Here is a 24730-nt window from a genome sequence, read left to right as displayed (position 1 = left end):
CCGCCTAGGTGTCGGAGAGAGCGGCTCGCTTGCGTTCCAGCAGGGCCCGTTCGGCGGCGTTCTCCGCGAGCTCCACCGCCCGGTCGTACGCGGCCACCGCTTCGCCGCGTCGGCCGGCGCGCGCCAGCAGGTCGGCCCGCACGGCGTGTAGCAGGTGGTAACCGTCCAGATCCAAGGAGTCCACCAGCGCCAGCGCCGCCCCCGGCCCGTCGACCTCCGCAACGGCCACCGCGCGGTGCAGCGCGACCACCGGTGTCGGCGTGAGAAGCAACAGGTGGTCGTACAGCTGCACGATCTGGCGCCAGTCGGTCTGCCCGGCGGTGGCAGCGTCGGCGTGGACGGCGTTGATCGCGGCCTGCAGCTGATACGGCCCGGGCCGGTCGCGGCGCAGGCAGCGGCGCACGAGGTCCTGCCCTTCGGAAACCAGGGCAGCGTCCCAGAGACCGCGGTCCTGGTCGGACAGCAGCACCACCGCACCGCCGGGACCTGTGCGCGCAGGACGGCGTGACTCGACCAGCAGCATCAGCGCCAGCAACCCCAGCACCTCGGGCTCGTCGGGCATCAGCGAAGCCAGCACCCGCCCCAGCCGGATCGCCTCCGCCGCGAGGTCGGGGCGGCCCAGTGAGGCTCCGGACGTGGCCGTGTGGCCCTCGGTGAAGATCAGGTACACCACGGCCAGCACGGCGACGAGACGGCCGGGCAGGTCGGCGTCGGCGGGGACGCAGTAGGGGATGCCGGCGTCGCGGATCTTGGCCTTGGCGCGGGAGACGCGCTGCGCCATCGTGGGCTCCGGCACGAGGAACGCGTGGGCGATCTCGCCCGTCGTCAGGCCGCCCAGCAGCCGCAGGGTGAGCGCGACCCGGGCGTGCGGGGCGAGCGCCGGGTGGCAGCAGGTGAAGATGAGGCGAAGCCGTTCGTCACGCACCGGGCCCTCCTCGACCGGTTCTGTACCGGCGTGCAGAAGAGCGGCCTGCGCGTGCCGGTCGGAGCGCGAGGACTCGCGGCGCAGACGATCCAGAGCCCGGCGACGAGCCGTGGTCACGAGCCAGCCGGCGGGGCTCGGCGGCAGTCCCTCGGCCGGCCAGCGGCTCGCCGCTATCGCGAAGGCCTCCTGCACCGCTTCCTCGGCGACGTCGACGTCCCCGAACACCCTCACCAGCACCGCCACGGTCCGCCCGTACTCGGCGCGGAACACCCGATCCAGAGCGTCCACAGTGGACACGCTCAGGCCTCGCCCTGGAACGGCCGGACCTCCACCGGCAGCGTGGTGATCTCGGCGATCCGCCCGGCCCAGCCGAGCGCGGCGTCGAGGTCCGGCGCGCGCACGATCGTGAACCCGCCCAGGTGCTCCTTGCCCTCGGTGAACGGGCCGTCGGTCGTGAGCAGATCACCGCCCTCGGCGCGCACGACCGTCGCCGAACCGGGCGCGTGCAGGCCACCGGAAAACACCCACGCGCCGGCGTCCTTCATCTCGGCGTTGAGCGCGTCCAGCCGGTCCACGATCATGTCGAGCTGTTCGGCCGGCGGCGTGGGTCCGTCGGGCTGGTAGACGCTGAGCAGGTACTGCTTCATGGCTCGATCCTTCCTCTCGTCGCCCGTTACACGAACGGCCGGAGGGCACTTCGACACCCGCCGGCATTTCCACGAAAGACGAGAGGGCTCTTCGCCGGAGCGACGCCGGCGAAGAGCCCTCTCGTACCCGTCGCGCGCCGCTAGGGGTAGCTGACCACGTTCACCGGTGCCGTGCCAGACGGTGTCGCCGCGCCGGTGTCGTTGACGACGTGCGTGATGCTGCCGCGGGTGTTCAGCGACACCGTGAGCAGGCTGTGCAGCCGCACGCCGGGCGTGTTCGGCACTTCGAACGCGTGGTAGCTCGACACGGCGGGGTTGGTGTCGAAGAAGCAGTAGCTGCCCAGGCCCCACGCCTCGTGGGAGGTCACGTTCGCCCCGACCTTGTAGGCCGCGTACCCCGCCACGCCCGAGGGCGCGTTCCACGACGCCTGGTCCGGCACGTCGTAGGGCATCTCGTTCTGGAAGAAGATCGTCCGCCCGCGCTGGCCGTTCCAGATCACCTGGTACTTCTGGTAGTGCTCCACGAACAGGCCGGTCGCGAGTACGTCGTCGCCGTTGACCAGTACCCCGGTGTCGGCGGTGTTGGTGGTCCAGCCGACTGTGCCGGGGTTGCCGTGGTCGGCACGCCACGCCCAGGTGTGGTCGATGATCGTGTCGTCGCTGTTCACGACCAGGCTCGCGGTGGCCTTGCCCGCGAGCTCACCGCCGACACGGAAGAACACGTCCTGCAGCGTCGTCGGGTTCGCCGCGTGGCCGACGTGCGACCCGACCGTGCCGACGGTCAGCAGCGACTGCGAGTTCGTGGTGCCGGCGTCGAAGAGCAGGCCCTTCACCCGGACGCCGTCGACGTCCGCGACGTGCATGGCGTCGACGCCGTTGCCGGGCACCAGGGTCGGGTAGCCGATGCCGAGCACGACGGTGTCGGCGCGCGTGACGTTCAACGTCTGGTCGAGGTGGTACACGCCGGGGGTGAAGAACAGGTTGCAGCCTGCGGCCAGCGAGCTGTTGATCGACGCTGCGGTGTCACCGGGCTTGACCACGCGGAACTGGCTCATCGGCAGCGACGTCCCCGGGGTGGATCCGCCGGCCCAGCTCGGGCCCGACGCGTTGGCGCGCAGGGCGGGCAGGAACACGCGGTAGTCGGCGCCGTCGAGGTAGAGATAGGGCACGTCGCGCGAGACGGGCGTGGTGGCCAGCGTGGTCTCGGGCGGGTTCGGGAACGTGTTCGCCGGCGCACCGGTGGTGCCGGAAAAGACCATGTTCCATACGCCGCCGTCCCAGCTGCCGAACGCCGAGTCGCGCGTGTACCACTGCTGCTGCGAGATCGAGGCCGTCTGCCCGGACACACGGGTGTCGGCGACGTAGCCGCCGCTGGCGAAGCCGAAGCTGGCGGGGTAGAGCTGCAGCCCGCCGCGGATGTCCATCCGGCGGAACGGCGCGGCCTGCGCCACGGCCCGCCGGTCGTTGCCGCTGGAAGGGTTCACCGCCATGTTCTCGGCCGAGCGCCAGAAGTTCTGCAGCGCCACGCCCTGGTCCGAGGCGTTGAACGCGTCGACGGTGATGTCACCGTTGATCGTCACGTCGTCGGGGTTGCGCCCGAGGCCCGCGACGGAGGTGTAGAAGCCGACGTCGTCGTGCACGGCGTAGGTGCCCGGCTTGAACAGGTGCGCCACGCGCCGGTCGGCGAACTGCGCGGTCTGCGTGTCCTTCTGTGCGTTGAAGTCGGCGTCGAGCTGCGCCTGGATCGTGGCGGTGGGCATGCTCGGGTCGAAGATCCGCACGTTCGGACCGAAGTCCGGCACATCGGGCTGTGCCGGGCAGCCGGCCTGCGTGCCGCCGCCCTGGGTGAACGTGAAGTGCGGGGTGTCGAACTGCGGCGCGTTCTTCTCGTAGGTGAACCAGTAGTCGAGCACGCTGCCGCTGCCAAGCCCACCGACGGTTGTGCGCCAGGTGCCGGCACCCTCGGTCATGCGCACGTTCTGCTGCCCGACGCCGGGCACGCCCGTGTAGTGCACGTCGACGTAGCGCGCCGGGGCGGCGGGGGTGAAGGTGAGCTGTACCTGCTGCGCACCGGCCGCTGCGGCGGCCTGGGTGTAGTCGCCGGCGGCCGAGGCCGGGGGGAGCGGCGACCAGCCCGGCCCCCGGCAGGAGTGCGGCCGTCGCGAGCGCCCTCCGCCATCGCGCGCCGTCGGATCGAGAGCTGCGGGATGGGAACCTGTGGTCCAAGGTCCGGTTCACGCCGTGACACCTCCGTCGGTGATTCACAGACACATATTTGTTGTAAGTCACAACAAAGTAGCCGCCGGTCGGCGCCCTGGACGTCACGCATTGGTAACAGGTGTCTGGACCAATGTCGTGGACGAGGGCCAGCCGGAAACGGAGGTGTGGAACTTTCCCTCATTCGGACGGGTGACCCGGAACGAGTTACATGCGACCATTCGCTGTCTCAGCGTGATCAAGGAGGCCGCAGTGTCGCGACTCAAGAACCTGGCCCGTGTGCTCGTGGCGGTGACACTTGCCGTTCCCCTGGCGGCTTCCACCACGACCGCGGCGAACGCCGCGCCGCTGCTGGGCGGCGATCTCGTCGACTTCGGGTGCGCGCAGGCCCGCCTGCACTGCCTGGGCAAGGCGATCAAGTCGCCGGACGGGCCGGGACCATTGGTCGCGGCGACTCCGGTCGGCTACGGACCGGCCGAGATCCAGGCCGCGTACGGCCTCGGCGGCCGGCACGCGAACGGCCGCACCGTGGCGATCGTCGACGCCATGGATGCCCCGACCGCCGAGAGCGACCTCGCGACCTACCGCGCCGCGCGGGGGCTGGCGCCGTGCACCTCGGCCGACGGCTGCTTCCGCAAGGTCAACCAGCACGGCGCGGCGAGCCCGCTGCCGGCGCCGGACTACGGCTGGGCGGAGGAGATCAGCCTCGACCTCGACGCCGTGTCCGCGACCTGCCCCGACTGCCGCATCCTGTTGGTGGAAGCCGATTCCCCGGACACCGACCCGCTGATGACGGCAGTCGACACGGCCGCCACGACCCCGGGCGTCGTGGCGATCTCCAACAGCTACGGCGGCGACGAGGACCCGACGATCACCGCCGCCGACGCCCACCTCGACCACCCCGGCATCGCCATCACCGCCTCGTCCGGCGATGCCGGCTACGGCGTGAGCTGGCCCGCGTCGTCGCCCTACGTGACGGCGGTCGGCGGCACGACACTGAAGAAAGCCGCCGGCACCTCGCGCGGCTGGGCCGAGACGACGTGGTCGGGCAGCGGCAGCGGCTGCTCCGCGCTCGAGCCCAAACCCGCGTGGCAGCACGACACCGCGTGCGCGAAGCGGACTGTCGCCGACGTCGCCGCGGTGGCCGACCCGAAGACCGGGCTCGGCGTGTACGACACGTACAACAGTTGCGGCGGCGGGGCCTTGTGCGACCTGCTGCTGACGCTCGGGCTCGCGCAGGGTGCCGACGGCTGGGTGCAGGTCGGTGGCACGAGCCTGTCGTCTCCGGTCGTGGCGTCGGTGTACGCGCTGGCCGGGAATTCCGTCACGGCCGCCGCGCAGCCGTACGCACACCCGGATGGCCTGTTCGACGTGACCTCCGGCAGCAATGGCTCCTGTGGTGGTTCGTACCTGTGCACCGCAGGAGCGGGCTACGACGGCCCGACCGGTCTCGGCACGCCGAACGGCACCGCCGCGTTCTGACCCGCGCGCCGTGAAATTCGGGGCGTTGTGACCCGCCGCGCCCGGGGGGAGGGTGAGGGGACCGGTGGCGTCACCGGGGCGCCGCCACGACCGGCGGGAGGTGGATCGTGTTCGCTCGCAGCACGACGATCCAGCTGAAGCCGGCGTCGCTGGACGACGCGGTCGCGCACGTGCGTGACACCGTCATGCCCGCGGCGCTGGCCACCGAGGGGAACGTGGGACTGTCGATGCTCCTCGGCCGGCAGGACAGCCGCACGATCGTGACCACGGCGTGGCGCTCGGCCGAGACCATGCGCGAGAGCGCGCAGGCCATGACCGTGCTGCGGGAGCAGGTCGCCGAGATGTTCGGCGGACCGCCGAAGGTGGAGGAGTGGGAGATCGCGCTGCTGCACCGTGATCACCATTCCGGTGCCGGCGCGGCGGTGCGGGGAACGTGGCTGAAGGTGGCGCCCGAACGGGTGGACGCGGTCGTCGACGTGTTCAAGATGACCACGCTGCCGGGGCTCGCCGACTTCGACGGGTTCTGCAGCGCGAGCCTGATGGTCGATCGCGAGAGCGGCCGGTGCGTGGCCTCGATCGGCTACGACAGCGCCGAGGCGCTGGGCCGCACCGCCGAGAAGGCCAACTCGCTGCGCGCGGCCACCCTGCGGGAAGCCGGCGCCGAACGGCTCGACGTCCGCGAGTTCGACCTCGCCATCGCGCACCTGAACGTGCCCGAGATGGCGTGAGCGGTGTCCGGGCCGCCGGTGCGCGGGGAAGTGCACCGCCGGCCCGGCCCGTAATTCACCGCCCCGGGCGCGGACGCGCGGAATGCGCACCGGGGGAAGAGGAAACGATTCTCCGTCGTGACGATTTCCGGGCGACGAAGAAACGTTAGGGCTGCGCATTTCCCGCGGTTACCGTGGTGCGATGGTGATGTCCCGGCGCGCGATTCTCGCCCAAGCCACCCTCGCCGCCGCGGGCGGTCTCGTGTGGACGGCCGCCCCGGCCCCGGCCACCGGGCGTCCGCGCGTGGAGGACTCGCTGCGCGCGGCGATCCGGCGGCTGCACGAGAGCCCTCACGGCCCACCGGCGGTCGTCGTCGCGATCGGCCGCGGGTCGGGAACTTCGCTCTACACGGCGGGAGTTACCCGGCTCGGTGCCCGCCGCTCCCCGCGCGCGAGCGACCGCGTGCGGGTGGCGAGCGTGGCCGAGGCGTTGAGCGGCGCGACGGCGCTCTCCCTCGTGAGCAACGGCCGGCTGTCGCTCGACACCACGGTGGGCCGGACGGTGCGCGGGATGCCCCGCGAGTGGTCGGCCGTGACGTTGCGCCAGCTGCTCGGCCACACGAGCGGCATCCCCGATTTCAGCGGCACCAACGATTTCCGCGACGCACTGGTCGCGAACCTGCACGATCCGCCGCCGCCGCGGGAATTGCTGTCGTACGCCCCCGATCCCGATCTGCTGTTCCGCCCCGGCAGCCGCTACGCCTATTCGAACTCCGACAACATCCTCGTCGCGCTGATGTGCGAGTCGGTCACCGGCCGGCGGTACGAGGACGTGCTCCGCCAGCGCGTGCTGCAGCCACTGGGGCTGGGCGACACAAGCCTCCCGCGTGGTCCGGACCTGCCGGAACCGGCGCTGCACGGCTACGACACCACCGTCGCGGGCCCGCCCGAAGACGTGACGACCACCGTCGCCCCCGGCTGGAGCTGGGCCTCCGGCGGCGTGGTGTCCACACCGGCCGACCTGGTGCGCTTCATCCGCGGCTACGTCGGCGGCGCCCTGATCGACCGCCAGACCCGCGACGCCCAGCTCCGGTTCCGGCCGGGCGGCTCCGAACCCCCCGGCCCCGGCACCAACGCGGCCGGCCTGGCCCTCTTCCGCTACGACACCCGCTACGGCCACGTTTACGGCCACACCGGCAACACCCTCGGCTACACCCAGTTCACCGCCGCCACACCCGACGGCCGCGGCGGCGTCGCGGTGTCCATCACGGCGCAGATCACCCCGACGAGCGGGCCGCCACTGTTCGGGCAGCTGCGGGAGGTTTTCGAGCTCGCGGTCGGGGTGCTGCTCTCCGAATAACGACCGGCGGAGCGCCACGCAGCGCGCAAACGGGGGGGCACGCGAGCGGCTGAAGCTCGACCGGAGCCGTAACGAACCGGAGCCCATGGACGACTCCGCCTGGCGCAGGGTGATCTCCGGGGAGGCGTCGGTGTTCGGTGGGCGGAAGCGGCAGGAAGAGCTCGAAGCGGCACAACGCGAGAACCTGTATTTGCGTGGCGAGCTCCAGCGGCTGGGTGCGCTCGGTTCGGTCGCCATCCAGCGGGAAATCGCCGCTCAGACGCAGCGGCTTCACGCGGACCAAGCCCGCTACCAGCAGCAGACTTCGGCCATGAACGCCGAGGTCGCCCAGCTGCAAGCGCAGCTCACGACCCTTCGGGCCGAGGTGGTCGAGACCGACGACGCCCGGCTGATGCAGGAGGTGGGCGTCTACCAGTACCGGCACGTGCTCTCCGATGCCGAGGCCTACAAGGCCGAGCTCGAACGGCTAAAGGCCGCCATGAAAGACATGACCCGGACGAAGTCCGCCGTCGAAGCATCGAACAGCTTCCACTACAACAACTCGCTGTCCCAGGGACGCAAGTTCGTCGGAGATCTGTCGAAGCTCATGGTCCGCGCGTACAACGCGGAAGCCGAGAACTGCGTGCGCGTGCTCAAAGCCGGCAATCTCGCGTCCGCCGTCAAGCGGCTGGAGACCGCTGTCCGGACGATCGAGAAGCTCGGGGCGATGGCGTCGATCCGGGTCAACCCCGCCTACCACGCGATGCAGATCCGGGAACTCGAGCTCACCGCCGATTACTTGGCGAAGAAGCAGCAGGAGAAGGAAGACGAACGCGAGCGACGTGCGGCTCTGAGGGAAGAGCAGAAGGCGTTGCAGGAATACCGTCGCGAGCAGGAACGGCTGCTCAAGGAGCAGCGGCACTACCGCAACGCCATCGCGGCCCTGCGGGCGAAGGGAGATCTGCAGGGGATGGCCGATCTCGAGCGCAAGCTTGCCGAAATCTAGGCCGCGCTGAGTGGCATCGAGGAACGGCAGGCCAACATTCGCGCGGGCTACGTCTACGTGATCAGCAACATCGGCTCGTTCGGCCCTGACGTCGTCAAGATCGGGATGACCCGCCGGCTCGAGCCGATGGACCGAGTGCGCGAGCTCGGCGACGCGTCGGTGCCCTTCCGCTTCGACGTGCACGCGCTGTTCTTCTCCCACGACGAGGTGGGGATCGAGCAGCAGCTCCACGCCAAGCTGGAGGCCCGGCGGCTCAACCGGGTCAACCGGCGGCGGGAGTACTTCCGGTGCACCCCGGCGGAGGTCAAGGCACTCCTGCACGACCTCGCCGGGAACCTGCGCGACTACCGGGACGAACCCGAGGCGTTCGAATACCGCCAGAGCCTGGGTGAGATCGCCTCGCCCGCCGCATGAGGCGAGGTCGTCGACCGCTGAGGGGGCTGGTGGGCCGCACCGGTGACGGTGTGGTGCACCAGCCCCCTCAGCAGTGCTTCGCCGAGGTCTCGCATTTCCGCGTCAGACTCTTCGAACATCCACCGTCAACGCCCGGCCGTGGCAGGCGTCGCCGTTTCGGTGAGCCCCGTCAGCGCCGCCGGCAACGGGCCGCGGTGTAGGACGCCGAGGCGCTGCGTCGCGCGCGTGAGCGCCACATACAGCTCGGCAGCGCCACGGGGGCCGTCCTCGAGGATGCGAGCCGGGTCCACAACGAGCACGGCGTCGAACTCCAGCCCCTTGGTCTCCGCGGCCGGCACCGCGCCGGGTACGTCCGCGGGCCCGATGACGACGCTGGTGCCTTCGCGTCCGGCTTCGTCACGTACGAAATCCTCCACCGCGGCGGGCAGTTCGGCCTCGGTGACGTGCCGGGACCACGGCTGGACCCCGTTGGCGCGGACCGACTCCGGCGGGCGGATCCCCGGGGCGAACCCGGCGAGCACGGCGGCCGCGACGCTCATGATCTCCGCCGGCGTGCGGTAGTTGACCGTGAGGGAGCGGTAGGCCCAGCGGTCGCTCACGTAGCGGTCCAGCATAAAGGCCCACGACGTCGCCCCGGCTGCCGACCGGCGTTGCGCGAGGTCGCCGACGACGGTGAAGGAGCGGCCCGGGCAGCGGCGCATCAGCACGCGCCAGTCCATTTCGGACAGTTCCTGGGCCTCGTCGACCACCACGTGCCGGTAGGTCCAGTCGCGGTCGGAGGTGGCGCGTTCGACGAGGTCGCGGGTGTCGCGCGCCACGAACCGGTCGGCGAGGTCCTCGGCGTAGAGCAGGTCCTTGGCGAGCAGGCCGACGTCGTCGTTGAGGTCCTCGCGTTCGATGAGCGAGTCGAGCACGTCGGCGGCGTAGGCGGCCTGGTTCTTGCGCTCCCGCTCGGCCGCCTGCTCGGCCCGGGCGTCGGCGGCCTTGTCGCGGCCTAGCAGGTCGACGAGTTCGTCGAGCAGCGGCACGTCCGACACCGTCCATGCTTCGCCGTCTTCGCGCAGCAGTCCCGCGTCGGCGCCGGCCGCGCGCAGCCGTTCCGGTGACTCGTACAGTGACGCGAGCAGGCCCTGTGGGGTGAGGATGGGCCACAGCTCGTCGACGGCGGCGACGAACCGGGGGTTGCCGGCGAGGTCTTTGAGGAGGGTGCGCTTGAGGTCATCGCGCGCCTCGCGGTCGTCGCGGCCCAGCCAGCCGTGGCCGATGCGGGTGATCGCGCGCTCGGTGAGCACGTAGGTGACGATCTCGGTGAACACGCCGCGCGCCTCGTTGTGCGGCAGCCCGCTCGCGCGCGCCTCCTCGATGGCCCACTGCGCGGTCTCGGCGTCGATCCGCACGGTGACGTCGCCGACCGTGACCGGCACCGGCTCCTGCGGCGTCCGCTGCCGGTCGGCGATCGCGGCCGCGAGCACGTCGAGGATCTTCAGCTCGCCCTTCAGCCGCGCCGCCTCCGGCCAGTCCTCGGCGGTCACGTGCAGGCCGGGCACGAAGCCGCCGGTGGTCGTGAACACCACGTCGGTCTCGCCCAGTGACGGCAGCACGCGCCCGATGTGGTGCAGAAACGCCGGGTTCGGCCCGACGACGAGCGCGCCATGACGTTCCATCCGCTCCCGCTGCGTGTAGAGCAGATAGGCGACGCGGTGCAGCGCCACCACCGTCTTCCCGGTGCCCGGGCCGCCTTCGATCACCAGCACGCCCGGGTGGTCGAGACGGATGATCTCGTCCTGCTCGGCCTGGATCGTCGCCACGATGTCGCGCATGCCCTCACCGCGCGGCGCGTTGACGGCCGCCAGCAGCGCCGCGTCGGCGTCACCGTGCTCGCCGGCGGTGGGCCGGCCGAGCACCTCGTCGGTGAACTCGGGGACCCGCCGCCCGCGCGTGTGGAACTGGCGGCGCCGGCGCACGTTCTCCGGGTTCGCCCCGGTCGCGGTGTAGAACGGGCGCGCCGCCGGCGCCCGCCAGTCCAGCAGCACGGGCCGGTACTCGTCCTCCTCGTCGAACAATCCGATGCGGCCGATGTAGGACACGTCGTCGTCGAGCGTGTCCAGCCGGCCGAAACACAGGCCGTTGTCCACCACGTCCAGCCGCCGCACCTCCCTGCTCAGCGCACGCACGCGCACGTCGCGCTCCATCGGCGTTCCGCCGTTTTCCCCCAGCGCCGCTTCGTACTCGCCCTTCACCCGCGCTCGCTCCCCGTCGAGGCGCGTGTAAAGCGCGGCGATGTGGGCGCGCTCGGACCGCAATTCCTGTTCGTACCCCTCAGCTGACACAGGTCCCCTTCACCGCTCTCGCCGCCACCTCGTTTTCGCAGGTCGCGGCTTCAGGGTGGTGATTGTGCGGCATCACCCGGGTCTTGCCACAAGCCCTGGGGTGCGTTATACGTTGATAGTGGCGGGGGAGCGTGTGCTTTTTTCCCGCCTTTCCCGGCCTCGAGAACTTCTCGAACAGGTGAGCCGGATCTTCCTCTTCGTGTTCACGCCCTGCCCGGCGTCCACGGCGTCTACTACGACCCCACCACCCGCCTGCTCTGGGCCGCCGGCAACTGCGACCTCGCCGGCCTCGACGTCGGCGGCACCCCGGCGGCGCCGAAGCTCCGGAAGATCGCGGACACGCCCCTGCCCGTCCGCCCCACCTCCTACGGCCACGACGTCCACCCGGTCCGCGGCAACGTGGCTCGATCCGCGTCCGTGCCCGCCAGCGTGGTCGGTGAATGGGGGACGGGCGAGGGGGCCGACGTAGTGGTCGACGTGAGCGCGGCGCGCCACATCCTCCCTGACGGCGGCTGGCCCTCGGTGTACGTCCAGGTGCGCCACGCCGGGACCGCGGCAGCGTCCGGGGTGCGGTTCAGCGGGACGTTGCCACCCGAGCTGCAGGAGACCGGCAGCATGACCACGAACCAGTGGGACTGCTGGTGAGGGGCGCGCACCACCACGTGTGCGTTCGTCGGCGACCTCGCCGCCGGTGCGGAGCCCTACGGGCTGAGCCTGTTCGACGGGAAGTACTCCGAGCAGGTCCCGGCGAAGGAGTACTACGCGGAGGTCGAGGTCCAGACCAGCCGGTGGCGCTTCACCACGCCGGACGCCGGGGACGACCGCGTCGACTCGGACTTCACGCCGAACGGCGAGAACCAGTACTACCGGACCGCTCGCACCGAGCCGCTCACGGTCACCGACGGCGGCACGGTGCAGGTCGACGTCGGCGTGGTCGCCGTGGCCGCGGGCAGCTGAGTTCCGGTAGCGGCCGGACGGTGGTGGGTGTCGCGCGGAACCCGTCGCGACGCCCACCACCGCGTCGAGCGCCTCAGCCGTTCTGCTCGGCCCACCACTTCCGCCCGCTCTCCGACAGCGTTGAAATCGGGTCGTAGTACGGGTACCGCCGCCGCAAGGCCTCCGGGTCCGCGTGCTCGATGCCGGTGCGGTAGTTCTTCGTCCAGTAGGAGACGCCGCGGTCGCGGTCGTAGTCGGCGAGCTGGTGGACCCAGCGTTTGCCGACGTAGGGGACGTCGCAGACGATGCGGGGGGTGGCGTAGCCCGGGAGGTAGCCCATGATGGCGTGCTGCAGGTCCTGGGCTTCCCACACGGCGACGCGCCAGTGTTCGGCGTTGGGGATCATGTCGCACATGTAGAAGTAGTACGGCAGGATGTTCGCCTCGCCCTGCAACGCGAAGCACAGGTCCAGCAGTGCGGCGGGGGTGGCGTTGACGCCGCGCATCAGCACGCCCTGGTTGCGCACGTCGCGCACGCCCACCTCGAGCGCGGTGCGCGCGGCTTCGGCGACCAGGGGCGTGACGGACTGCGCGTGGTTGACGTGCGTGTGGATGGCGAGGTTCACCCCGCGCCGCTGGGCGGTGACGGCGACGCGCTCGAGGCCCTCGATCACCTTCGGCTGCAGCCAGTGTTGCGGCAGCGCGGCCAGCGCCTTGGTGGCGAGGCGGATGTCGCGGACGGTCTCGATGTCCATCAGGCGCATGAGGAACGACTCGAGCTGCGGCCACGGCACGTTGGCGACATCGCCGCCGGACACCACGACGTCGCGCACGCCCGGGGTGCGCTTGAGGTAGTCGATCATCGCGTCCTGGCGGTCGACCGGCTTGAGCGTGAGCTTGTGCTTCTCGACCTGCTCCGTCGAGTTCCCGACCAGGTCCATGCGCGTGCAGTGCCCGCAGTACTGGGGGCACGTCGAGATCATCTCCGCGAGCACCTTGGTCGGGTACCGGTGCGTGAGACCCTCGACGACCCACATCTCGGCCTCGTGCAGCGAGTCGCGCTCCGAGTGCGGGTGGTTGGGCCACGCGAGGTCGCGGTCGGTGCGCACGGGCAGCATGTAGCGGCGGATCGGGTCGGCGTAGAACGCCTCGGTGACCTTCGCCGGGTCGCTGCCGGCGGAGGGAGCCATCGTGTTGAGCATCTGCGGGGGCAGCAGCATCGACATCGTGGCCATTTCACGCTGGTCCGCGAGCAGGTCCTCGTAGAACCGCTCCTCCAGCAGATCACCCATCAGCGCGCGCAGCTGCTTGACGTTGCGGACGCAGTGCACCCGCTGCCACTGCGCGTCGCGCCACTCGGCGTCGGTCACGTGGTGCCAGCCGGGGAAGCGGCGCCAGTCCGGTTCCACCAGCGCGGTGCGCGCGTACTCGTACGGCTGGTCGTGGGCGGCGGGAGGCGGCACAGGTTCCTGGATCGCAGTCATCTGTACTCCAGTCATTCGTGCTTCAAGTCGTCCGGAACGCGTTAAATTATCCTGCCATAACGTTCTCACGGCGTAAATCTTCTTGCACGGTGACTGTGCGTGCCGCAGCGGTCGAGACCGCTGCGGCACGCGTGCTCAGGCGGCCGGACGGATGTTGTGGTTCACGCGGAAGAGGTTGCCCGGGTCGTAGACCTGCTTCACCGCGGCGAGCCGGTCGTAGCGCTCCGGGCCGTAGATCGCGCGCACCGCGGCCGCCGACGAGCCCTCGTCGGCCGAGAGGAAGTTCGGCGACTGCCGCTCGATCGTCCACGGCTCCAGCGCGCCGACAACTTCGTCGAGGGCCGCGCGCAGCTCCTCAGCACGTTCGGTGCCGCCGACGCCGAGCGCGAACACCAGGAACGGCACGCCGCGCACGGGCACCGCGTTGGGCGCCGCGGGCTCGCGGTCCAGCGCGCCGCCGAGGGCGCGCAGCTCCACACCCAGCAGCGGGCAGCCCGAGTCCGGCCCGGTGAGCTCGACGAGCGCGTCGATCGTCTCGACGGTGACCTCGCGCAGGCTGGCGGTGCGGTCGTAGTACGGGAGCGGGTCGGCCGGGTCGAGGTGGATCTCGCCGATCGAGCTGAACGGCTTGTCTTCCACCAGGTCCAGCAGCACCGGGGCGACGTCGCGCAGCGGCGCGAGGAGCCGTTCGGCGGCCTCGGGCGAGCCGAGGTGGGCGAAGCGCAGGTGCACCACGAACGCGCCGCGCAGCACGTCGGGCAGCTCGGGCGCCGGCGGCAGCCGCTGCACCATCACCGAGGTCGTGGCTTCCTCCGGCAGCAGCGGCACCCACTGGCGCCACGCGTGCAGCACCGCGGCCAGGTCCTCGCCCGCGTAATAGAGGCCGCCACCGTAGAAGCGGGTGACGGGGAAGAGGTCGAACTCGAGCGCGGTGACCACGCCGAAGTTGCCCTTCCCGCCGCGCAGTGCCCAGAACAGGTCGCGCTCGGTCTCGGCCGTCACGGTCCGGTGCGCGCCGTCGGCGGTCACGACCTCGATGAGCCGCACGTGGTCGGCGGCGTAGCCGCGGGTCCGTCCGATCACGGGGCTGAGGCCGCCGCCCAGCGTGTAGCCGACGACGCCGACGCCCGGAGCGGACCCGGCAAGCGGTGCCAGCCCGTGCTCGGCCGCCGCGTCGAGGACCTGCTGCCAGCGGGCGCCGGCCTCGACCCGCGCGGTGCGCTGCCGCGGGTCCACGGTCACGCCGGTCATGCGGCTCGTGGTGATCAGCACCGCGTCCCGCGCCTGGGCCACGACCTGGTGAGCCGTGGCCTTGATCGTTACGGGCAGTGATCGGCGCCGCGCGAACCGGACGGCGTTCTGCACGTCGGCGGCCGAGGCCGCAGCGACGACGAGCGCGGGTTCGAGCGGGTTGTTGAAGTTGAAGGCGGCGCATTCGGCGGCGTATCCGGGCTCGCCCGGCAGCAGCACCTCGCCTTCGGTCACAGCGACGAGGTCGGTGATGTCTTCGGCCTGGATGAGCCCGGTCACCGGGCTCGCGACGATCTGGTGCATCGAAGTCCCCTGTCTCCCGCCCGGCCGGTCACCCGCACCGCGCGTCCCCTTCGGCGGCCACCTGGCGGCGGCGCTCCCTCACGGACCAAGCACGTGCCGACCGGCCCAACCCGTTCAGGTGACCTGGCTCACAGGAGCGAACCCGTGTTCACACGGAGTGAGGAAAACCGACCCCGGGCGGTCGGCGCACGCAACGCGGGGGAGACTCGACACCGTGACGAACGACAGCACGACGCTCCTGCTCGGCGGCAGGATCTACACCCCGTCTTCCCCTGACGCGACGGCGCTGGCCGTGTCCGGCGGCACCGTGGTCTGGGTCGGCCAGGACGCCCCTGCCCGCGCGCTGCACCCGGACGCGACGGTGGTCGACCTCGACGGCGCGTTCGTCGCACCCGCGTTCGTCGACGCCCACGTGCACGCCACCGCCACCGGCCTGCACCTGACCGGCCTCGACCTCACGCGCGTGCGCGGCGCCGACGAGCTGCTGGCCGCCGTCCGCACCGCCGTCGCGGCCGCGCCGGGCCAGGTGCTGCTCGCGCACGGCTGGGACGAGTCGGCCTGGACCGACCCGCGCCTGCCCAGCCGCGCCGAGCTCGACGCCGCCGCCGGCGCCACGCCCGTCTACCTCAGCCGCGTCGATGTGCACTCCGCGCTGGTGTCCACCGCGCTGATCGACCTCGCGCACGAGGCCCGCGTCGGCGAAGGCTTCTCCGCCGACGGGCCGCTCACCCGCGACGCCCACCACAAGGTCCGCGCGGCCGCGCGCGCCGCGATCACGCCGCAGCAGCGCACCGCGGCGCAGCGCGCGTTCCTCGCCGAAGCCGCCGCGCGCGGCATCGTCGGCGTGCACGAGTGCGGCGGCCCGGACATCGCCGGCCTGGACGACTTCACCGGCCTGCTCACCCTCGCCGCCGAACCCGGCCTGCCCGAGGTCGTCGGCTACTGGGGCGAGCTCGGCGGCCTCGACACGGCTCGTGCCCTCGGTGCGCACGGCGTGGCGGGCGACCTGTTCGTCGACGGCGCGCTCGGCTCCCGCACCGCCGCGCTGAGCAGCCCGTACGCCGATGAGCCGGGCACGTCCGGTGCCCTCTACACCGACGCCGCAGGTATCGGCGAGCACCTCGCCGCGTGCACCGAGGCCGGACTGCAGGCCGGTTTCCACGTGATCGGCGACGCGGCCGTCGTGGAGGTCGTCGAAGGCTTCCGGCTGGCCGAGAAGGAGGTGGGCCAGCGCGCGCTCGCCGCCCGCCACCACCGGCTCGAGCACCTGGAGATGGTCACCGCCGACCAGGCCCGCGCCCTCGCCGGCTGGGGTGTCGTCGCCTCGGCGCAGCCGCTGTTCGACGACGCGTGGGGCGGCGACGCCGGCATGTATGCCGAGCGCCTCGGCGCCGACCGCGCCGCCGGGCTCAACCCGTTCGCCACGCTCGCCGCCGAGGGTGTGGTGCTCGCTTTCGGCTCCGACTCCCCGGTGACTGCGCTCGACCCGTGGGCCGCCGTCCGCGCGGCCGTGCACCACCACACCCCGGCCGCCCGGCTCTCCGCGCGCGCCGCCTTCACCGCTCACACTCGCGCGGGCCACCGCGCCGCCGGCGTCAACGACGGCGTGACCGGCAGTCTCGTGCCTGGCGCACCGGCGCACTACGCGATCTGGGACGCGACCGACCTCGTCGTCGCCACGGCCGACACCCGCGTGCAGCGCTGGTCCACCGATCCGCGCTCCGGTGTGCCGCCGCTGCCGCGCCTCGACCCGGGCGCGCCGCTGCCGAAGTGCCTGCGGACGGTGCGCGCAGGCACGGTCATCTACGACCAGTTCACCTCGGCCTCCTAGAGTTCGGGGCGTGGCAGTGACTGTCGCGGACCCCGGACCGGGCGCTCCGCACGAAACGACCTCCAAGCGGCGGAAACGACCGCGGTTCTCGCGCGCGTGGCTGCTGCGGCTCGTCGCCGCCGGCGCCACGGGCTACCTGTACTACCTCAGCTTCGCGCCGAGACCGCTGTGGTGGCTCGCGCCGATCGCGTTCGCCGGCTTCGCGCTCGTCCTTCGTGGACGGTCGCTGCGCGGCGCGTTCGGCTACGGCTTCGTCTACGGCGTCGTGTTCTTCCTGGCGTTGCTGGTGTGGCTGCAGGACTTCCTCGGCCGGGAGTTCGGGCCGTGGCCGTGGCTGGGGCTGTCGTGCGCGCTGTCGCTCTACTTCGGACTCGCCGGGGTCTTGATCCGGGTCGTGTCCCGGCTGCCGCTGGCGCCGCTGTGGGGGGCGCTGGTGTTCGTCGCACTGGAGACGCCGAGGGCGTGGTTCCCGCTCGGCGGCTTCCCCTGGGGCCGCGTCGCGTTCAGCCAGCCCGAAGGCGCGTACCTGTCGCTGGCGTCCGTCGGCGGCGCGCCGCTCGTCGGACTCGCCGTGGTGCTCAGCGGCTTCGGCCTCGCCGCGCTGGCCGCGCGAGGGTGGGAACAGCGCAAGCTGCGCGACCGCCGGCTCATCGCGCCGCTGGTGCTCACGTTCCTGCCGGTCGTCGCCGGGCTGGCCGTGTGGCCGACGGTCGGCACCGACGCGCAGGACGGCTCGCTCACCGTCGCCGCCGTGCAGGGCAACGCGCCCGACATCGGCATCGCGCTCGAAGGCCAGCGTGACGTGCTGCGCCAGAACCACCTCGAGGAGAGCGCGAAGCTGCTCGCGCAGATCCAGGCGGGCAAGGTGCCCAAGCCCGATCTGCTCGTGTGGCCCGAGACCGCCACCGCGGTCGACGGCGACGACCCGGCGGTGGACCAGATGGTGAACTCCTACGGCGTGCCCGCCATCATCGGCGCGCTCTACCGCCTGCCCGACGGGACCGCCCAGAACTCCGCGATCGTGTGGGACCCGAAGACGGGGCAGGGCCAGCGCTACGCCAAGCAGCAGCTGGTGCCCTTCGGCGAGTACGTGCCCGCCCGCGACATCGCGCGCCTGGTGACCCCGTTCGTCGACGACACCGCCGACATGCGCACGGGCGACGGCAGCAACGCGGCCCTGTCGGTCGCGGGCACCAAGGTCGGCGTGTTCATCTGCTACGAGACCGCGTTCGACTACCCCGCGCGCGAAGCGACCGACGACGGTGGCGAGCTGCTCGTCGTACCGACCAACAACGCGTGGTACGGGCCGGGGGAGATGAGCTACCAGCAGCTGGCGATGTCGCGGCTGCGCGCGGTCGAACACGGGCGCGCCGTGGTGGTCTCGGCGACGTCCGGGGTGAGCGCCCTGGTGGCCCCCGACGGGACGATCACCAGCTCAACCGGCCTTTTCACGGCAGACGCCCTGGTCGGCCGCATGCCGCTGCGGACGCAGACTACGCTGTCGGATCGACTCGGTGCGTGGACGGAGTACGGACTGCTGGCACTGGCGATCGCCGGTGTCGCCGGCGGGTTCGTACTCCGTTTTCGCACCCGGCGCGCGAGCGCCGGCACGACAGCAGGGGACGCGGCGGGCTGAACCGCCGGATTCGGAGGAGACGGATGGCGCAGGCGCCGCGGGGGGCCGAAGGTATCGAGCCGGTGCTGGTGGTGATCCCGACCTACAACGAACGGGAGAACCTGGGCCCGGTTCTGGACCGGCTCCACAAGGCACTCCCGGACGTCCACGTGCTCGTCGTCGACGACGGCAGCCCGGACGGCACCGGTGAGCTCGCCGACGAGCGGGCCGCCGCCGACGAGCGCGTCCACGTGCTCCACCGCACGGAGAAGGCGGGGCTGGGCAAGGCCTACATCGCCGGGTTCCGCTGGGGCCTAGCGCAGGGCTACGCCACCTTCGTCGAGATGGACGCCGACGGCTCGCACGCCCCGGAGGACCTGCCGCGGATCCTGGACGCGGTCGCGGACACCGACCTGTCCATCGGCTCGCGCTACGTGCCCGGCGGCAGCACAGTCAACTGGCCGCTGAGCCGGCAACTGCTCTCCCGCGGCGCGAACATCTACTCCCGCATCGCCCTGGGCCTCAAGGTCTCCGACATGACGGCCGGCTTCCGCGCCTACCGCCGGCCGGTGCTGGAGAAGCTCGAGCTCGACGAGATCGCCTCCCACGGCTACTGCTTCCAGATCGACCTCACCCGCCGCACCGCCGACGCGGGCTTCGACATCGTCGAGGTCCCCATCACCTTCACCGACCGCGAGATCGGCCAATCGAAGATGAGCGGCGACATCATGCGCGAGGCCTTCTTCCGCGTCGCGGAGTGGGGCGTGAAGCGGCGCCTGGAGCAGGTCAAGCGCCTGCTCGGCCGGCACTGACGTACTGAGTTCCCGTAAGAGTCCGCCGTCCTGATCCGGGGTGGCGGACTCTCGCATTTCCGACGGAACCGGTGTTGGACCTGCAGATCGATCAGGTCACGATCGGGGCCGAGACCGAGGCGACCGCCATCGACCTGGAGCTGATGCGGATGGTCCGCTACGGCCGTCCAGTCGACGCTCTCGATCCCGGCCACACCGCGCTCGTCACCCTCCGAGGCCCGGGAACCCACCTTCTCCGGCCAGCCACACGGGCCGGCTGGCCGGTGATCCAGGGGATCAATCCGCCGTAGTCGCCCCGGACATACGAAAGGCCCCCGTGGAGGAGGTCACGGGGGCCGATCGATCGGGGGATGGGTGGGAGCCAGCTACTGGCCGAGACTCACGCGGACCGGCTGGTCCGGCGTCCCTTGAGCTCGGCGAGACGTTCGTTCAGCAGGTCCTCGAGCTCGGGAATGGAGCGGCGCTCCAGAAGCATGTCCCAGTGGGTCCTGGGGGGCTTGGTCTTCTTCTGCTCGGGCTGCCCGCCGTCGACGATCTCGCTCTCGCTGCCGTGCAGGCGGCATTCCCAGACGGTCGGGATCTCGGCGTCGTCGGAGAACGGCACCTCGAACTCGTGGTTCTTGGGGCACGCGTAGCGCACGGTGCGGCGCGGGGCGAGGTCGTGATTGCGGTCGGTCTCGTAGCTGACCGCTCCCAGCCGGCTTCCACGGAGAACACGGTCGGCCATGATGGGGGTCCTTTCAGTCAGCTCCGGGTGGAGCCAGGGTGTTGCTCACCCTATGCAACGAACGAGGCGTTCGGGGGATTCCCCGGTAACCATGTCGTTGCTCACGATGAGCTGTGTCACCCTTCGGCATCAGCTTCCTCTACTGGGACAGGTTTCGCGCTCCGGCGTGACGCAGACACCGCCTTCCAAGTGCGGATATCCCCCAGTTGGGCTACTGGTGCTCCGTTCACGACAACCGTAACTGACCGTGGTGGGCCGTCACGGGACCCAAGTCACCCAACCGGAAGTGTCGGCGGCACAATACCTGATAACGGACCGTAGTGAATTCAGCATCGGAACGTGCCGAAGCTGAAGATTCAACTACAGGCTGTTCGGTATCTGCTACTACAACGGTGTCACCCTCGCGGAGTATTTCGTCGTTCCGTACGCGCGCGTTGAACCGGCCCGGGAGCCCGCACCAGCACAGCACCTCGACCTGCACCGGCTGCAGCTCGTCGGCCAGTTCGAACAGCCGGCCCGCACCGGGGAACAGGCGGCTGCGGAAGTCGGTGGCGATGCCGAAGCAGTACACGTCGATGCCGGCCTCGTCGGCCAGCTCCGCCAGCTGGTCGACCTGCGCGGAGGAGAGGAACTGCGCCTCGTCGACGATGATGTAGTCCACGTGCTGCCCGTCGGCCCAGCGCTCGCGCACCAGGTCCCGCACGTCCGTGCCCGCCGCGACCTCCGTGGCGAGGCGCGTGATCCCGATCCGGCTGCTGATCTGCGGCGCCCCGGACCGGTCGTGGCGCACCAGCACCAGCCCACGCCGGCCCTGCCGAGCGTGGTTGTGGTCGATCTGCAGGGCCAGCGTCGACTTCCCGCAGTCCATCGGGCCATAGCAGAACTTCAGGCGGCCGCCCCGGGCGCGCGCGGCGGGGACCGGGGACAGCGCGTCGGTGGGATCGTCGGGCACGGCTTCTTCGAGGGCAGTCACGACGATCGACCCTATCCGGCCCCGGCCCGCTCGCTCACAGCACGGCGGGCGGACGGTTCCCGGCCGCCACGATCGCGCGCCGCACCGGCACCAGCGCCACGAACACAAACCCGAGGACGAAGAAGACCACCAGCGCGACGATCGCCAGCCGGAACGACCCCGTCGCCTGCCCGACGCCGGCGAACACCAGCGGACCCAGCCACGACGTGCCCTTCTCACCCACCACGTAGAGCGAGTAGTACTGCGCGTCCTTGCCGGCCGGGATCATCTGGCTGAACAGCGATCGCGACAACGCGTTCGTGCCGCCCAGCACCAGCCCGATCCCCACCGCCACCGCGTAGAACTGCAGCGGCTGCTCCGGCTGGATGAAGTACGCACCCACCAGCACCACCACCCACAGCACCAGGCTGCCCAGGATCGTCCGCTTCGCGCCCAGCCGGCGCGCGACCAGCCCGTGCAGCACCCCGCCCACGTAGGCGAGGAACTGGATCACCAGCACCGTGATGATCAGCACCTCGTCGGAGAAGCGCAGCTCGTCCTTCCCGTACTGCGCCGACACCGCCACCACCGTGGAGATTCCGTCGGCGAAGAGCAGGTAGCTGCCCAGGAACGCCAGCGTCAGCGGGAACGCCTTCGCCTCCACCGCCGTCCGCCGCAGCTCCCGGAACCCGGCCCGCAGCACCGACACGCCACGCTCGACCGCCACCGGTGTGTGGACGCGGGGGAGCGCGCGCAGCACCGGGATGGTGAACACCGCCCACCACAGGCCGGAGGTCAGGAAGCAGATCCGCACCGCCGTGCCCGTGTCCACACCCAGCGCGTCGCGGCTGAGGTAGAACGCCAGCTGCAACGCGAGCGCGAGCCCACCGCCCAGGTACCCGAACGCCCAGCCCTTCGCGGACACGTCGTCACGCTCGTCGGGCTCGGCGATGTCGACCAGGAACGAGTAGTAGACGACCAGCGAACCGCCGTAGCCGATGTTCGCGACGATGAACAGCGCCGCACCCAGCTGCCAGTCGGAGCCGGCCATGAAGAACATCAGCGCCGACGCCACCGCGCCGAGCCACGCGAACCAGCCCAGGATCCGCCGCTTGTTCCGGCTGCGGTCGGCCACCGCGCCCGCGATCGGCAGGACCAGCACCTGCACCACGGTCGCCACCGACAGCAGGTAACCCCACGTCGAACCGGCAGGGAAATGCAGCCCGAACAACGACACGTCGCAGTTGTGGAGCTTGTCGTCCACACCGGACGCGTCGAGGCACGCCTTGTCCCCGTTAAGGGTGATGTTCTGCTTCGCGTCCGCCGCCGCGACAGTGCTCATGTAGAGCGCGCCGAACACGGTCGTAACCGACGAATAGAACGGCGAATTGGCCCAGTCGTAGAAGTACCAGCCCCACCGTTCCCGCTTCTTGTCACGGGTCTCGGCCAGCGTCATCCACGGCTCCTCAGCGGTCGCGAATCTCCAGGTCAGGCGGCAGACTACTGGGGCGGCCGCCGGCGAAACCGCCGAACGGGTAAACCGTGTCCGGTTCGTCGCTTGCCGATCATCCGCACTGCGTCGAACGGCTCCCGAAATAGCGTGGCAAGCGTGTCGCTCACGTGATTCTTTACCGTTTTGTGTGAGACTGGTGTGCGTGTTGTGACTCTTGTGGTCAATGGGTCACGTGCTTACTGTGCAAACCATGACCGACCGCGTTCGCACTGCTCACCGCGGTGCCGTGAGGATCCTGCTCCTCGCGGCCGCCGTCCTGGGGCTGCAGCTCGCCGTCGCCGGCGCCGCGTCCGCGGACCCCGCTTCGAGCGCCTGGGCCAAGCTGCGCATGTGCGAGTCCAGCGGCCGCTACACGATCAACACCGGCAACGGCTACTACGGCGCCTACCAGTTCGACCTGCCCACCTGGCGCAGCGTCGGCGGCCAGGGTCGGCCCGACCAGGCCAGCCCCCGCGAACAGGACTACCGCGCGCTCTACCTCTACCGCATGCGCGGCTGGCAGCCCTGGCAGTGCGGCGGGATGCTCAAACTCGTCGGCGACGCCGACGCGCGCAGCAAACGCATCCCGTCGTACGACGAATCCGCCTACATGGGCGGCATCGGCCTGCCCGCCCCGCCGGCCCCGAAGCCCCAGCCCGCACCGCCCGCGCCGCCCGGCGGAATGCCCGCCTGGCCCGGCCTCGTCTACGCCTACGGCGACTGCGCACCCGCGCTCAAAACGTTCCAGCTGCGCATGAACGCCTTCGGCTACGGCTTCAGCGGCACCGGCTGCTACTACGACAAGACCAAAACCGCCGTTCTCGACCTGCAGCGCGCCAACGGCATCAAAGACTCCGGCCGCCTCGGCCCGCTCACGTGGAAAGCCGCCTGGCAGGGCAAACGCCCCCGGTAGAAACCCGGCTCAACCGGCCTGCTGCCACACACCCCGCTCGACCAGCACGTCGCGCAGCAGGTCCGGCCGGTCCGTCACGATCCCGTGCACACCCAGGTCCAGCAGCTCCCGCATCTGCGCCGGATCGTCGATCGTCCACGTGTGGACCTCGAACCCCGCCCGCTCCGCCACCTTCACGAACGAACGGTCCACCACCGTCAGCGGCCCCTGCTTCACCGGCACCTGCGCCAGACACCCGCCAGCAAACCGGCCCAGCGGCAACGGCGGCACCCACCCGTTGGCCCACACCATCAGCACCGACCGCGGCCCCATCGCCGTGCACAGCTTCGGCCCCGCCAGCCGCCGCAGCCGCGCCAGCCGCGAGTCCGAAAAGGACGCCGCCGCCACCCGGTCGATCGCACCCGTGCGCTCCAGCACCCGCACGAACGGCTCCACCGCGCTGTTCGCCTTCACGTCCACGTTGAACCGCGCCTGCGGCAGCTCCTCCAGCACGTCCTCCAACCGCGACAACGTCGCCCGCCCACCGACCTTGACGCCCTTCACCTGCTCCCACGTCTGCGTCGCGATCGACCCGCCACCGTCGGTCGTGCGGTCCAGCGTGTCGTCGTGATGCACCACCACCACACCGTCCGACGTCGCGTGCACATCCGTCTCGACGTACCGGTAACCCTCCTCGACCGCGCGCTTGAACGCCGGCAGCGAGTTCTCCATCCCCTCCAGCTCGTCGAGGTGCCACCCGCGGTGGGCGAACGCACGGGGGATTGGATCGGCCAGATACGGAAACGGTGGGCGCATCCCCACAGTGTGCGCCACCGGCATGGCCTCGGCATGAGAACACGATGGCCAGCTAGGGTCTGGCGGGTGAGGGAACTGGCCGAGCACCCGATGACCGGCGACGAATTGGTCGTACCGCGCCGCAGCAACGCACCCAAGCACTGCGGCTGGTGCGGCCGTCGCCTGCCCGAAGGCGGCAACGTCGGCCGCCGCCGCCGGTACTGCGGGCAGTCCTGCCGCCAGCGCGCCTACGAACGCCGCACCGCCCTGCAACGCAGCGGCCTGCCCGAAGACGCCGTCGTGCTCTCCGACACCGAGATCGCCGCCCTGCAGGACCGCCTCTTCCAGCTGCGCTGCGCCGCCGAGGACATCGCCACCGCCACCCATGACGGCGCCGACGCCGACGAGCTCCGCCGCCTCGCCGAAGAAATCGTGCACGCCGCGAAAGACCTCGAGCAGCTCCGCTGAGAATTCAAGCGGATCCGCCGGGATTTCAAGCGCCTCCACCGGCTCGCGCGGCAGACTAGAGTCCGGAATGTCCCCGGGGGACTGCCGGCAGCGAAGCCGCGCGCCG

Annotated in this window: 21 protein-coding genes and 1 pseudogene; 12 read left to right on the top strand and 10 right to left on the bottom strand. The window is 71.0% G+C overall.

What is annotated here, in order from left to right; translation table 11 throughout:
* Positions 1 to 4: 4 nt before the first annotated feature.
* The 3 genes and pseudogenes from AB0383_RS39205 to AB0383_RS39195 all read right to left on the bottom strand — a co-directional run bounded on the left by AB0383_RS39205 (position 5) and on the right by AB0383_RS39195 (position 3798).
* Positions 5 to 1222 (bottom strand): sigma-70 family RNA polymerase sigma factor, encoded by a 1218-nt coding sequence (locus tag AB0383_RS39205; protein WP_366189982.1) that lies wholly within the window; start codon positions 1220 to 1222, stop codon positions 5 to 7.
* Between the two features lie 2 nt (positions 1223 to 1224).
* A complete protein-coding gene (locus AB0383_RS39200; RefSeq protein ID WP_366189981.1) occupies positions 1225 to 1572 on the bottom strand; it encodes a YciI family protein in 348 nt (115 codons plus the stop codon).
* 140 nt (positions 1573 to 1712) lie between these two features.
* Positions 1713 to 3798, bottom strand: a pseudogene (locus AB0383_RS39195) (hypothetical protein).
* 243 nt (positions 3799 to 4041) lie between these two features.
* On the opposite strand from AB0383_RS39195, the gene AB0383_RS39190 reads away from it, so the two are divergent.
* The 5 genes from AB0383_RS39190 to AB0383_RS39170 all read left to right on the top strand — a co-directional run bounded on the left by AB0383_RS39190 (position 4042) and on the right by AB0383_RS39170 (position 8737).
* Positions 4042 to 5271, top strand: a complete 1230-nt coding sequence (locus AB0383_RS39190) for a S8 family serine peptidase (protein ID WP_364180103.1) — start codon at positions 4042 to 4044, stop codon at positions 5269 to 5271.
* Between the two features lie 107 nt (positions 5272 to 5378).
* A complete protein-coding gene (locus AB0383_RS39185; protein WP_366189980.1) occupies positions 5379 to 5999 on the top strand; it encodes a hypothetical protein in 621 nt (206 codons plus the stop codon).
* Between the two features lie 181 nt (positions 6000 to 6180).
* Positions 6181 to 7338: a serine hydrolase domain-containing protein gene (locus AB0383_RS39180; RefSeq protein WP_366189979.1), complete on the top strand. Its 1158-nt coding sequence runs from the start codon at positions 6181 to 6183 to the stop codon at positions 7336 to 7338.
* 85 nt (positions 7339 to 7423) lie between these two features.
* Complete coding sequence (locus AB0383_RS39175; RefSeq protein ID WP_366189978.1) at positions 7424 to 8323, top strand: DUF4041 domain-containing protein; 900 nt, start codon at positions 7424 to 7426, stop codon at positions 8321 to 8323.
* A 57-nt stretch (positions 8324 to 8380) separates the two neighbouring features.
* The gene (locus AB0383_RS39170) at positions 8381 to 8737 is read left to right on the top strand and encodes a GIY-YIG nuclease family protein (protein WP_366189977.1); all 357 of its coding nucleotides are present in this window, start codon (positions 8381 to 8383) and stop codon (positions 8735 to 8737) included.
* Between the two features lie 125 nt (positions 8738 to 8862).
* Here AB0383_RS39170 and helR read toward each other — a convergent pair whose 3' ends face one another.
* Positions 8863 to 11067 carry an RNA polymerase recycling motor ATPase HelR gene (gene helR / locus AB0383_RS39165; RefSeq protein WP_366189976.1) on the bottom strand — a complete coding sequence of 735 codons (2205 nt, stop codon included), beginning with the start codon at positions 11065 to 11067 and terminating at the stop codon, positions 8863 to 8865.
* A gap of 417 nt (positions 11068 to 11484) precedes the next feature.
* On the opposite strand from helR, the gene AB0383_RS39160 reads away from it, so the two are divergent.
* Positions 11485 to 11712, top strand: coding sequence for a hypothetical protein (locus AB0383_RS39160; protein ID WP_366189975.1), 228 nt, complete (start codon positions 11485 to 11487; stop codon positions 11710 to 11712).
* Positions 11713 to 12097: 385 nt separating this feature from the next.
* On the opposite strand, the gene AB0383_RS39155 is transcribed toward AB0383_RS39160, so the two are convergent.
* Together AB0383_RS39155 and AB0383_RS39150 are read right to left on the bottom strand one after the other, a co-directional pair.
* A complete protein-coding gene (locus tag AB0383_RS39155; protein ID WP_364180111.1) occupies positions 12098 to 13486 on the bottom strand; it encodes a lysine 2,3-aminomutase in 1389 nt (462 codons plus the stop codon).
* 135 nt (positions 13487 to 13621) lie between these two features.
* Positions 13622 to 15040 (bottom strand): FAD-binding oxidoreductase, encoded by a 1419-nt coding sequence (locus tag AB0383_RS39150; protein ID WP_364180113.1) that lies wholly within the window; start codon positions 15038 to 15040, stop codon positions 13622 to 13624.
* Positions 15041 to 15254: 214 nt separating this feature from the next.
* Between AB0383_RS39150 and AB0383_RS39145 the strand changes: the two genes are divergently transcribed.
* The 4 genes from AB0383_RS39145 to AB0383_RS39130 all read left to right on the top strand — a co-directional run bounded on the left by AB0383_RS39145 (position 15255) and on the right by AB0383_RS39130 (position 19588).
* Positions 15255 to 16871, top strand: coding sequence for an amidohydrolase (locus tag AB0383_RS39145; RefSeq protein ID WP_366189974.1), 1617 nt, complete (start codon positions 15255 to 15257; stop codon positions 16869 to 16871).
* A 10-nt stretch (positions 16872 to 16881) separates the two neighbouring features.
* Positions 16882 to 18507, top strand: a complete 1626-nt coding sequence (gene lnt / locus AB0383_RS39140; RefSeq protein ID WP_364180116.1) for an apolipoprotein N-acyltransferase — start codon at positions 16882 to 16884, stop codon at positions 18505 to 18507.
* 23 nt (positions 18508 to 18530) lie between these two features.
* Entirely contained in the window at positions 18531 to 19298 is a 768-nt protein-coding gene (locus AB0383_RS39135) for a polyprenol monophosphomannose synthase (protein ID WP_364180118.1), read from the top strand.
* A gap of 74 nt (positions 19299 to 19372) precedes the next feature.
* On the top strand, positions 19373 to 19588 hold the full coding sequence (locus tag AB0383_RS39130) for a hypothetical protein (RefSeq protein ID WP_366189973.1): 216 nt from the start codon (positions 19373 to 19375) through the stop codon (positions 19586 to 19588).
* 89 nt (positions 19589 to 19677) lie between these two features.
* Here AB0383_RS39130 and AB0383_RS39125 read toward each other — a convergent pair whose 3' ends face one another.
* From AB0383_RS39125 to AB0383_RS39115, 3 genes are all read right to left on the bottom strand, one after another.
* Complete coding sequence (locus AB0383_RS39125; RefSeq protein ID WP_091613651.1) at positions 19678 to 20025, bottom strand: RNA polymerase-binding protein RbpA; 348 nt, start codon at positions 20023 to 20025, stop codon at positions 19678 to 19680.
* A gap of 226 nt (positions 20026 to 20251) precedes the next feature.
* The gene (locus AB0383_RS39120; RefSeq protein ID WP_364180122.1) at positions 20252 to 20998 is read right to left on the bottom strand and encodes a thymidine kinase; all 747 of its coding nucleotides are present in this window, start codon (positions 20996 to 20998) and stop codon (positions 20252 to 20254) included.
* Between the two features lie 34 nt (positions 20999 to 21032).
* Entirely contained in the window at positions 21033 to 22433 is a 1401-nt protein-coding gene (locus tag AB0383_RS39115; RefSeq protein ID WP_364180124.1) for an MFS transporter, read from the bottom strand.
* A 247-nt stretch (positions 22434 to 22680) separates the two neighbouring features.
* On the opposite strand from AB0383_RS39115, the gene AB0383_RS39110 reads away from it, so the two are divergent.
* Entirely contained in the window at positions 22681 to 23382 is a 702-nt protein-coding gene (locus AB0383_RS39110) for a transglycosylase family protein (protein ID WP_364180126.1), read from the top strand.
* 9 nt (positions 23383 to 23391) lie between these two features.
* On the opposite strand, the gene AB0383_RS39105 is transcribed toward AB0383_RS39110, so the two are convergent.
* On the bottom strand, positions 23392 to 24177 hold the full coding sequence (locus tag AB0383_RS39105; protein ID WP_366189972.1) for a glycerophosphodiester phosphodiesterase: 786 nt from the start codon (positions 24175 to 24177) through the stop codon (positions 23392 to 23394).
* Between the two features lie 90 nt (positions 24178 to 24267).
* Between AB0383_RS39105 and AB0383_RS39100 the strand changes: the two genes are divergently transcribed.
* Positions 24268 to 24624 carry a hypothetical protein gene (locus tag AB0383_RS39100; RefSeq protein WP_364180209.1) on the top strand — a complete coding sequence of 119 codons (357 nt, stop codon included), beginning with the start codon at positions 24268 to 24270 and terminating at the stop codon, positions 24622 to 24624.
* Positions 24625 to 24730: the final 106 nt, after the last annotated feature.

It is taken from the genome of Amycolatopsis sp. NPDC051373 (assembly GCF_040689465.1).
Lineage (GTDB): Bacteria > Actinomycetota > Actinomycetes > Mycobacteriales > Pseudonocardiaceae > Amycolatopsis.
This window is presented reverse-complemented; position numbering and strand designations above follow the sequence as displayed.

Coding starts and splice junctions, on each gene's coding strand:
- AB0383_RS39200 (WP_366189981.1), bottom strand. CDS start 1,572: ATGAAGCAGTACCTGCTCAGCGTCTACCAGCCCGACGGACCCACGCCG.
- AB0383_RS39115 (WP_364180124.1), bottom strand. CDS start 22,433: ATGACGCTGGCCGAGACCCGTGACAAGAAGCGGGAACGGTGGGGCTGG.
- AB0383_RS39155 (WP_364180111.1), bottom strand. CDS start 13,486: ATGACTGCGATCCAGGAACCTGTGCCGCCTCCCGCCGCCCACGACCAG.
- AB0383_RS39105 (WP_366189972.1), bottom strand. CDS start 24,177: ATGCGCCCACCGTTTCCGTATCTGGCCGATCCAATCCCCCGTGCGTTC.
- AB0383_RS39135 (WP_364180118.1), top strand. CDS start 18,531: ATGGCGCAGGCGCCGCGGGGGGCCGAAGGTATCGAGCCGGTGCTGGTG.
- AB0383_RS39180 (WP_366189979.1), top strand. CDS start 6,181: ATGGTGATGTCCCGGCGCGCGATTCTCGCCCAAGCCACCCTCGCCGCC.
- AB0383_RS39125 (WP_091613651.1), bottom strand. CDS start 20,025: ATGGCCGACCGTGTTCTCCGTGGAAGCCGGCTGGGAGCGGTCAGCTAC.
- AB0383_RS39150 (WP_364180113.1), bottom strand. CDS start 15,040: ATGCACCAGATCGTCGCGAGCCCGGTGACCGGGCTCATCCAGGCCGAA.
- AB0383_RS39175 (WP_366189978.1), top strand. CDS start 7,424: ATGGACGACTCCGCCTGGCGCAGGGTGATCTCCGGGGAGGCGTCGGTG.
- AB0383_RS39110 (WP_364180126.1), top strand. CDS start 22,681: ATGACCGACCGCGTTCGCACTGCTCACCGCGGTGCCGTGAGGATCCTG.
- AB0383_RS39100 (WP_364180209.1), top strand. CDS start 24,268: ATGACCGGCGACGAATTGGTCGTACCGCGCCGCAGCAACGCACCCAAG.